Source organism: Yersinia sp. LJYL362, from assembly GCF_048323875.1.
The window spans coordinates 1-9,241 of the sequence record NZ_JBLWEX010000058.1 but is presented as its reverse complement, the minus strand read 5'-3'; the positions used below and the strand labels follow the sequence as shown (position 1 = coordinate 9,241).

Below are 9,241 nucleotides of genomic sequence, written 5' to 3'. Positions count from 1 at the left end.
TTGTACAGATGCTGTGTCCGGATTGTCGCATTCCCTGGAAAGTTAAAGCCCCGCAACTGATACCAGAAATCCGTATGCGCCTCGAACGTTATTGTGGAGTAAAGGGGATTTGTCACCCGCAACAACTTTGGTTTCGGAGTGAAGAAGGATGTGCACATTGCCAGCAACGACTGGCGATTAGTGATCGTATTGTTAGTCGTGGTGTGATCGGGCGCAGTGTGGTAGCCGAGGTGATCCGCCCCGATGCGCGATTTATGTTGCTGTACCTGACTCATGGGCCAGCAGTGGCCAGACAATACTGGGTTAACTCACTGGCAGGCATAACACGCGTGACTCATTTGCTGCACAAATTAGCGGCGGGGTTGGTCGACCCCCTTGAGGCCGATCTGGTTTGCCCGCTAGATGAAGATTACATTTTGGCCTGTGAGGTGCCTGATGTCTGAAAAGTGTTTTCGGCCGGCCCGCAACATGTCGTTGGGGCAGCGTCTGCGTTATGAGCTGGTACGCCATACGTTTAGTACTCGTTATCGCCTGCAATTCTATGATGCGCTGCGTTTTTTACTGGGAAATGGCACCCCCTTGGGCACTGCGTTGCAGATGATTGCCGAGGTTCATACTGATTTTGGTCGGCACTGGCACCCTTATGGCGATTTGGTGGATGACTGTCTGGAGTCGTTATCGGATAACGGCGCAGGACGTACATTTGAGGATGTATTAGCCGCTTGGGGGCCATTGGAAGAGGCTGCACTAATCAGCACTGGAATGCGCAGTGGCAAGTTACCGGAAGCACTACTGCAAGCAGGCAAGCTGGTCGAAGCCCGCCGCCGTATTTTGACACTGGTGAGCAAAATGTCCCTTTATCCACTGCTGCTGTTTTGCTTGGGCGGCGGCATGTTGGTCATTAACGGTGCCTACCTTATCCCCACACTAAGGAAACTTTCTGATCCGCAAAACTGGACTGGTGCGTTAGGTTTTATGCATGCACTGGCCAACTTTACCGATAAGCGGGGTGTTGCTGCTGTAGGTATGGTTGCCATCCTGGTTGGGCTGGTGCTGTGGTCCCTCCCCCGTTGGCGTGGCCGGTTACGCCGCTTGGCTGACAACATGGTGCCCTGGTCGGTCTACCAAGACATTCAGGGGGCGGTGTTTCTGATAAATATGGCGGCACTTCTAAGAGCGAATGTGCAGACGTTAGAGGCACTGCAAATCTTACTACCGTTTTCTTCTCCCTGGTTGCAAGAACGCCTCGACGCCATTATTGCCGGTGTCGAACAAGGCGATCATCTGGGTAAGGCACTACGTAATAGCGGTTATCAATTTCCCAGTAAAGAAGCGGCTAATTATCTCTCCTTGCTAACCGAAGGGGATGGCGCGCCAGATATTATTGGCCGTTACGGCGACCGTTGGCTGGAGCAAACACTTGAGCGGGTCAATAAGCGCGTCATGGTAGTGATGCTTTTCTCTCTGCTGCTGATTTTCAGTTTCTTCTTACTCATCTTGTCAACGGTGATGCAAATTCAGGATATGACCAGTGACTCAATGTAATAAGGAGTTTGATAATGTCATTTCATGTGGTAGCCAGAAAACAGCCTCATCGTGGTTGGGGCATCCTTGAGAGCGGCGGTGTGGCTCTGGTAGTGATAGTTGTCATTACGGTGGTGCTGGGGGGGCTTTATATGCTGTGGAATCGAAAGGATATTGCTCTGGAGTCAGCTAATGTGCAGAGCATTATCACCTCCACGCAAGGGCTATTAAAAGGTCGTAACGGTTACAACTACACTAGTGGGGTAGTCATGACCGGCTTACTGATTCAGGTCGGCGGCGTACCGAAGAATATGATGACAAAAGGTAATGTTACTGCTGGCACGGCGACTTTATGGAACACATGGGGTGGTCAGGTTATTGTTGCGCCAGTAATCGCTAACGGTTTCAATCATGGTTTTAGCGTAAGCTATCCGAAAGTGCCGCAAGATGCGTGTATTGCCATAACTACACGCCTCAGTGCTGGCGGTAGTATCTCTGGTATTAGTATCAATAGCACCGCTTTCAGTGATGGCAATGTCACGGTTGAAAATGCGGGCGCTGTCTGCGTGAAGGACACGGGTAGAAGCGGGATAAATACTCTGACCTTCACGGTTAACGGTTGACCATCATCACTCTGGCGCTACCCTGGTTATTTGTGCCGCCACTGTTTGGATTGGCACTGTGGCTACTTGAACCCATAACCCGGCAAGTCAGCCTATTCCTCAATAGCAATCATTCCTTGCCTGCCCTAAAGCTACAATCAGCCACCCTATTGCATTATCACTGGCTTCATGCGGCCGCAATGACAGTGATTGCCGTGGCTCCGTTTGAGGGGCGGGTCTTCAACAATATAACCTCAATACTATTCATCCCTTTTATCTACCGGCTTAGCCTCACTGATCGGCTTTCAGGCTGGTTACCGCAGGAATTTACCTGGAGTTGTCTGACCGCAGGGCTGCTTACCGCAGTTGGTAGCGGTGAACTTCTCTCAACTACTATGACGGTTATTGTGTTACTGCTGCTTTGTGGTTCAGTTCGGCTTGTCTCAGGGCATTGTGCCAAACGTGAGCTGCTAGGGCTAGGTGATGTCTGGCTTACTGCGGCTCTCGGTGCGTGGTTGGGCTGGTCTTTAGCGCTGTTTGCCATTGGCGTCGGACTTTGTGGATTCATATTATGGCACTTGATGTCTGGTGATGTGGAAACCGGTGGCCCACTTGGGCCTTGGTTGGGTCATGCCGCACTGCTGGCGATGATCGTCAAGGTCTATAATCCTCTACTGATGTGGTGATTGATGACTTTTGAAACCAGAGCATTGCATCGTGGTTGGGCAATGATGAGCACCGGCATTGCTTTGCTGATTCTGATTATTGTCGTGATTTGGGCAACGTCCATTTACGGTGACTATATAAAGCAAAAGGAATATCAGCTTACCGCCGTACAGGTCTCGCGCTTCAAGTCCGCACTTAAAGGTTACGTGGGTCGTTACTATGACAGGCTATTAGCCTCTGCTGGTACTCATCAGCCTGTTATGGTGACAACGATCATGTTAAAGAACACTGGTTTTTTGCCAATGGGATTCAGTGATACCACTACTTCCGGACAACGTTTTCAGGCGGCGATAGTACGTAACGCCATGCAAAAAGAGCAATTGCAGGCTTTGATCGTGACACAAGGTGGCTATCGTTTACCCTACAAAGCATTACGGCTGATTTCCGCAGATATTGAGGGATTGGGTGGGTATGTGTGGAACAATACCAATGTTACCGGTGCGATGGGGAGCTGGATTGTCCCGTTAAGCAGCTTTGGTATTAGTACCTCAACCGGGCATGTGGCTGCGTTGCTAACTACCGATGAACTGAGTAGCGCACGCAATGAAAGTGACCGACTTTATCGCTTTGCTGTTACGGGGAAACCTGACTTAAACCGTATGCATACCAGTATTGATATGGGGGGGAATAACCTAAATAACACTGACACAGTAAACGCTATTACAGGGAGTTTCAGCGGTAATGTTAGTGCGGCGAAAGTCATAGCCGAAGGCGATATCCGCAGCCAACAAGGTTGGTTGATATCTCGCGGTGATAAGGGCTGGTTCAACGAGAGCTACGGTGGTGGTTTCTATATGTCAGACCATGACTGGGTTAGATCTGTCAATAATAAAGGTATTGTTACCGGTGGTCAGGTTAAAGGCGGAAGCATACGGTCAGATGGGCGTCTCTCTGCTGGTGAAGTTTTGCAATTGGATCAGGTAAACAGAGCTGGCAGCAGGTGCAGTTCAAATGGCCTGATCAGTCGTGATGTTTCTGGAGCATTGCTTTCTTGCCAATCAGAAGTATGGGGAACCAATGGCAAAGTTGACGTTATCAACGGCAATAACCCGGTTTGCCCAGCGAATAAAATCCCGCTGGCACGCTATTGGACACAAGCGGGGGGTAGTAATCACGGTCATTATTGCACGCTTCAAACGGGGTGGGCTGGTGTGACCATGCCAAGTTGCGAATCCTGCGTTAACTGGGAGAAATGTCATATGGTTTATTCGCAGACCTGGTCTGCTACGGCATGTGGCTAACTATAAGTTAACTCCCTGCTTGGAAACGAAACTCTGCATCAGAACCGTCACAATTTTATCCTATTGCTAAAATATTTCATCATTCTCCCTGACTCTACGGAGAGTTACCCCATGTGTAATCCCTTCTCGATAACTGTTTGTTTTTACAGCAAATGATTGCCCTAAAGGGGGGGCAATGGCTCAGAAGAGTACTCATGACACGCCGGATAAGACATCCGTCAGTGTATATTTTACTAAGCAAGCAGATTTATCGAAGATGGATTCTTGATTTTTTGTATCCCAAGGGCTACATTTATCTCCATACACTGTTTTTTTGTATCTCTGGGGCCACAAATGACGACTCTTTATGATGTTGCTGATATGCTCAAATCGGTACGCAATGAAGCAAACTTATCACAAGTTGAATTGGCGAATAGAGCTGGCGTCTCGCGCACTACCTTAGCGCGTATGGAGACACTCGCCAAAGGTGATATGAGTGTCAGCATTCTTGTCAGGTTATTAGAAGCTGCTGGTTATGACCTTAAAGTAGTCAAGAGTGGGTATATCCGAACTTTGGACGACATTCTTGCTGAACAGCGTCAGGACGAGAAATCATGAAGCTAGATGTCCAAATTAGCGGCCAAAATGTTGCCAAGCTATTTCGCGAAAGGGATGAGTACCTTTTGCAATATTTACCGGGGATATCCGAAAATAATTTTATCAGCCTAACAATGCCTGTTCGTGACTTAGCATGGCGTTGGCCGAGAGATCTTCATCCTTTTTTTCGACAAAACTTACCAGAAGGTTACTTGCTGGGGATTATCCGAGAAGAATTCGGTCCTTTATTAGATGGTACAGACCTTTCTCTATTGGCTGTCATTGGCGGTACGGGGATAGGCCGCGTTACTGTGACCCCTGAAGGCGTAGAGCCGGGTTATGAGTTAGATCCTTTGCAAATTGAAGAGCTTCTCAAAGGCAATAATAGTACAGCTCATTTTGCTTCTCTGGTTCGGCGATATGCACGTGCAGCAGTGTCTGGCGTCGTCCCCAAGTTTCTAGCCCCAGATCGAGCAGACGTAGCTCCTTTGGGCAAGCCTACTCTTCGGACGAATAAGCATATTATTAAAGGCTCTGATGAAAATACCCCATTCTTGGGATTTAATGAGTTTTATACGATGAGGGTGCTTGAACGCCTAAAAGTAACCCCTGTTGCTACAAGCACGATGTCAGATGATGGTCGAATATTAGTGGTTGAGCGATTCGACGTTGATACCGATGGGCACCCCATATACGGCCTTGAAGATGCTTGTAGCTTACTGGGGATGCCACCCCATGAGAAGTATGCCACGACAATGGAAAAGGTTCTTAATGCCACTCGGGTATATATCCCTAAATCGGATGCACACCAGCAAATGGAAGCGCTGGGTTGGTTGATTTTAACCAATTTTGTTATACGTAATGCTGACTGTCATGCCAAAAATATTGCGCTGCTTTATACCTCAACGGCTGACGTTGCTTATGCTCCCGCTTATGATCTGGTTACCACTCAAGCCTATCCGCGTTTTGGGCATAATCCTCCTGCACTCTCTATCGAAGGGCGGCAGACATGGGCTGCGGGTAAATCATTGGAGCGTTTCTTTAATCACCGACTGGGTATTTCTCCTCGCCATTATGCTGAAATGGTGGAAACACTTTGCGAATCAGCAGTTGAAGTGGGCCGTGAGATGATCGAAGCGGCTAAAAACGAGCCTTTATGGCGTGAAATCACCAAGCAAATGCTCCACGCGTGGAATGAGGGTATGTCTTCACTACGAAGCCCAAAAGCAGCGGTAGAGTTCAGGTCTATGGAGCCACTCATTGAGGCTGCAGGATTTTCTGATGCTCATCCACCAGAAAATGAAAAAGAGAGTTTTGGACGTTCAGAATTATTGGCTCGAAGAGCAAAAAGTAAAAAGTAGGGTAATGCTTAATACGGTACTTGCCCCATAATCCTTCGGTATAAGTCTGCGCCGTGATCTTGAAAAAAGATCAGAATGGTTTGCTGTTTGCTGTTTGCTGTTTGCTGTTTGTTCGAAGCGAGTAATTAGTAATCTTGTCGATAAGCAGCCAATCCTATTCTATTTGTACATCTCAGTAACCCTTTTAGCAATGGATCCTTGTATACCGCAGGTAAGGGGCGTTTATTGTTAATATGAAACGTTATGGTCTATCAAATGACTAATTTATTAAACAGATCATCAGCATCCTTTTCTTTAGAGACATCGACACCTTTTTCGTTATTAGCAATAATATAGCGGTAAGTTCGTTAGGAATAAGCATATCGAACGGTATATCCTTTTCTCTAGCTACCTTAGTTAAGGTTAACTGTACCATATCTGATACAGTTAACCCTATGCTCGTAATATAGCATTCAAGGAACTCACCGTAAAAATGGATAGTTTATCAATAATCAGGTAGCACTTTTACATCATAATTCCCCTAACCCTTGGCCTACTTTAGTACAATATTTAACACACCAGAAACATGGTCAGGTAATAATATAAAAATAATATTACCTGACAACGTCTTAAGTAAAAATAGCCATGTTTCCGCAACTCATCAATATACAGATTGATAGCATGGAAATAATTAATTCTTCCAGATGGATAGTATTACTAACTAGATTAGTAGTTAAATCTATTTAAATGACATAATCGTAGTCATTAACTCTGTAATATTCATATATTTTAATTTAAAAAGAATAAAAACCTATATTTTTAACTTATCAAGGTATATGTTGCTGTTATTCTGATTGGTGCACTATGATGTGGCGGTGATCTAGGGTGCAAAGCATGAGTTTTCAACAAGTAACTTATATGTACTTCAGTGTGTCATTAAAAGCTCGTGCGTTTTAGGTGATGATTAGAATTCAATCAATTTCAATTTTATGCATAAGCAATACTATATAAAGAGGTTTATTTGAGTTTTGTAGATGAAGTAAGAAAAATTTCTTCCGAGTTTAATTGTAGTTATAAACCATTTACATAGAGTGATTTTTTTAAAGATGATCCTCGGCTAGGTTCAGGAGCGTGTGTTGGTATATCGCTAAGTTGGATTGAAACTAAAGTTAAGAGAAAATATTTTTTGGATGATAATGTTTTAGATAAAGATTTAATAATAAAACGTCAGAGTGCTACTTATCATCTGCAATCACACATAGATGGTTTTATATTTAAAGAGTCTCTGGATAAATATGGAGAAAGAAAATTGGATCATTTCAGCGTATGCTCCGACGGTCTTGATATATCTAGAATGTTATCGTGGACAACACCATTCTTAAAGCAGAGATATTTTCTCGTAACTACGGACTTTCATTGTATGGCTATGTGCAATACAAGATTTGGGGCTGTATTTTTTTTTGATCCTAATTGTGGTGAGATTTCAGGAAGTGTTAATAACATGCGCAATTTCTTAGTTAAATTCTTTAGGATATATAAAGTTAGGAATACCTATTGGAGATCTACTACTTATGATCTCCAGGTTATTAAATTTAAGTGAGTGTGCTCTAATCGAATGAGCAGCTAGCGCTGCAAGTTGTTCCAGTTGCTAAAGCGGGAGCGGCATCAAGGAGTGGATCTATAAAACCGTGGCCAGTTTTGCTTGACCACTACAAACCATAACCAGATACGGTGCGGGGATGTAACATTCAAAACTACACGACAAACTATTTTGCGCGTTTAAGTGTGCGGTTGCGGTGTTGAAAGTACAGCCATAATAACTTGCACATTAATTATATATTGTTTAATTATTTGAATTGGAGTTCCTATGTTTGGAAGTATTGGCAAAAGACTAAATTGTTTTAAGCCTGTAAACGAAAACAGTTATGATCGCAACGCTTTGATCAAAAAAATTCGAGAAAAAATATTCCCCTATATATCTAAGGTAACTATTTGTGATCGCCCAATTAAGAACCATTGCGGATTAATACAATACAATTATGATGAAAATCGTGGAAGTATCCGCCATCGTAGAATTTCAGTCGCAAGACGATTTGGTCTGTCGTTATCGGATGCCCCATTCGATAGAAGATTCGTAGTTGTGTTAGCCAAAGAGGTCGAAGAAACTCCTCAGATGCCTGGACAGTGCGCAGAAATGGCATCAATTGCAGCAGTAAAATTAAAAGACACAGTAGCCAAAACAGGATTATCAGTATATACGCTTCAATTGCCAGATTGTAATCACACGATAACATTAGTATCTGAGGAGTCATATGTGGGAGGTCAATGGGTCAATTGGGCAAAAGAGTTTCGTTCAAATTCAATTATTGTCGATCTTTGGCAGGGAGCACTATCACCGAGAGATCCTGATGCTCTTATTTCTCTTGCAAAGAGAAATACATATACCAGAAGTAATCCAAGGGCGCTAGTTCAATGCCAAGTTTATGATGGATAATTTTTGCGCTAATTAACTTTATATTACTTCAAAAATTTGGCACTGTTACAAATAGAAAACTAACACTTCTTTTCACAAGAGATATAGTACATTTTAACCCATGCTGCCAGAGAATCATCACTATCCAGCTGTCTAGCCTCCCCCATTGACTGACGCAATTCAGGAGCAGGCCGAAACTGAAATAGGGGATTTCCTCGTTTTTCATTCATGTGTGCTTACCCATCAACCAAAAACCCAAAATGGACGGTGCCTTGCTGTTGATTAGCATGACCCAAGTGGCGGGTTGCGCGGTGGTGACGATATAGTGGTGTTGACCCGATAACCACAGCCCGACTTCTTGGGCTGTGGTAAATGATAAAGCTATTTATGAACAAAAAAAGCATTATTACCTATCAGCTGAACTGTGGGTGAAAGAAGAATATCAACAAACCGAAAAAGAACTGGTTTTTCAATGTGAGGAAAATGCTGTCTGGATCGGCCTCTTTCGAGTGTGTCATCGGTTAAAATAACTAAGTTGAATCAATAAAACTCTCGCAATTTATATATCAATGCGTTCTCTTAAATTCCATTTTTTTGCTTACATATGTGCTATATGGCATTGCTCTATAGTTAGGTGTTGTATATACTTTAGTCATAATTTATACAGAGGAGGCTCAACATGTCACAGGGCACCATTTTTACAAACAATCGTACTCAAAATGTACGTTTACCGGTAGATATGCGCTTTCCAGAGAATGT

At 44.2% G+C, this 9,241-nt stretch carries 8 protein-coding genes and 2 pseudogenes; 9 read left to right on the top strand and 1 reads right to left on the bottom strand.

The window, feature by feature from the left end; all coding sequences use genetic code 11:
* From ACNSO8_RS02465 to ACNSO8_RS02435, 7 genes and pseudogenes are all read left to right on the top strand, one after another.
* Positions 1–443 (top strand): annotated as a pseudogene (locus ACNSO8_RS02465) (pilus assembly protein); the annotation flags it as partial.
* On the top strand, positions 436–1,545 hold the full coding sequence (locus ACNSO8_RS02460; protein WP_418393716.1) for a type II secretion system F family protein: 1,110 nt from the start codon (positions 436–438) through the stop codon (positions 1,543–1,545). The pseudogene ACNSO8_RS02465 and the gene ACNSO8_RS02460, both read left to right, overlap by 8 nt.
* Positions 1,546–1,559: 14 nt before the next feature.
* The gene (locus ACNSO8_RS02455) at positions 1,560–2,147 is read left to right on the top strand and encodes a type 4 pilus major pilin (RefSeq protein WP_418393715.1); all 588 of its coding nucleotides are present in this window, start codon (positions 1,560–1,562) and stop codon (positions 2,145–2,147) included.
* Positions 2,144–2,812, top strand: coding sequence for a prepilin peptidase (locus ACNSO8_RS02450; RefSeq protein WP_418393714.1), 669 nt, complete (start codon positions 2,144–2,146; stop codon positions 2,810–2,812). Before ACNSO8_RS02455 ends, ACNSO8_RS02450 begins: the two co-directional genes overlap by 4 nt.
* A gap of 3 nt (positions 2,813–2,815) precedes the next feature.
* Complete coding sequence (gene pilV / locus ACNSO8_RS02445; protein WP_418393713.1) at positions 2,816–4,093, top strand: shufflon system plasmid conjugative transfer pilus tip adhesin PilV; 1,278 nt, start codon at positions 2,816–2,818, stop codon at positions 4,091–4,093.
* Between the two features lie 333 nt (positions 4,094–4,426).
* A complete protein-coding gene (locus ACNSO8_RS02440) occupies positions 4,427–4,690 on the top strand; it encodes a helix-turn-helix transcriptional regulator (protein WP_418393712.1) in 264 nt (87 codons plus the stop codon).
* Positions 4,687–6,030, top strand: coding sequence for a type II toxin-antitoxin system HipA family toxin (locus ACNSO8_RS02435; protein ID WP_418393711.1), 1,344 nt, complete (start codon positions 4,687–4,689; stop codon positions 6,028–6,030). The genes ACNSO8_RS02440 and ACNSO8_RS02435 overlap by 4 nt, the downstream gene beginning before the upstream one ends.
* A 251-nt stretch (positions 6,031–6,281) precedes the next feature.
* Here ACNSO8_RS02435 and ACNSO8_RS02430 read toward each other — a convergent pair.
* Positions 6,282–6,475 (bottom strand): annotated as a pseudogene (locus tag ACNSO8_RS02430) (type II toxin-antitoxin system RelB/DinJ family antitoxin); the annotation flags it as partial.
* Positions 6,476–7,363: 888 nt separating this feature from the next.
* On the opposite strand from ACNSO8_RS02430, the gene ACNSO8_RS02425 reads away from it, so the two are divergent.
* Entirely contained in the window at positions 7,364–7,609 is a 246-nt protein-coding gene (locus ACNSO8_RS02425) for a YopT-type cysteine protease domain-containing protein (protein ID WP_418393717.1), read from the top strand.
* 267 nt (positions 7,610–7,876) lie between these two features.
* Positions 7,877–8,503, top strand: coding sequence for a hypothetical protein (locus ACNSO8_RS02420; RefSeq protein ID WP_418393710.1), 627 nt, complete (start codon positions 7,877–7,879; stop codon positions 8,501–8,503).
* Positions 8,504–9,241 lie beyond the last annotated feature (738 nt).

What these genes read in the sequence shown, in the direction of transcription:
- ACNSO8_RS02460 (WP_418393716.1), top strand. Translation starts at nt 436, where the DNA reads ATGTCTGAAAAGTGTTTTCGGCCGGCCCGCAACATGTCGTTGGGGCAG.
- ACNSO8_RS02455 (WP_418393715.1), top strand. Translation starts at nt 1,560, where the DNA reads ATGTCATTTCATGTGGTAGCCAGAAAACAGCCTCATCGTGGTTGGGGC.
- pilV (WP_418393713.1), top strand. Translation starts at nt 2,816, where the DNA reads ATGACTTTTGAAACCAGAGCATTGCATCGTGGTTGGGCAATGATGAGC.
- ACNSO8_RS02440 (WP_418393712.1), top strand. Translation starts at nt 4,427, where the DNA reads ATGACGACTCTTTATGATGTTGCTGATATGCTCAAATCGGTACGCAAT.
- ACNSO8_RS02435 (WP_418393711.1), top strand. Translation starts at nt 4,687, where the DNA reads ATGAAGCTAGATGTCCAAATTAGCGGCCAAAATGTTGCCAAGCTATTT.
- ACNSO8_RS02425 (WP_418393717.1), top strand. Translation starts at nt 7,364, where the DNA reads ATGTTATCGTGGACAACACCATTCTTAAAGCAGAGATATTTTCTCGTA.
- ACNSO8_RS02420 (WP_418393710.1), top strand. Translation starts at nt 7,877, where the DNA reads ATGTTTGGAAGTATTGGCAAAAGACTAAATTGTTTTAAGCCTGTAAAC.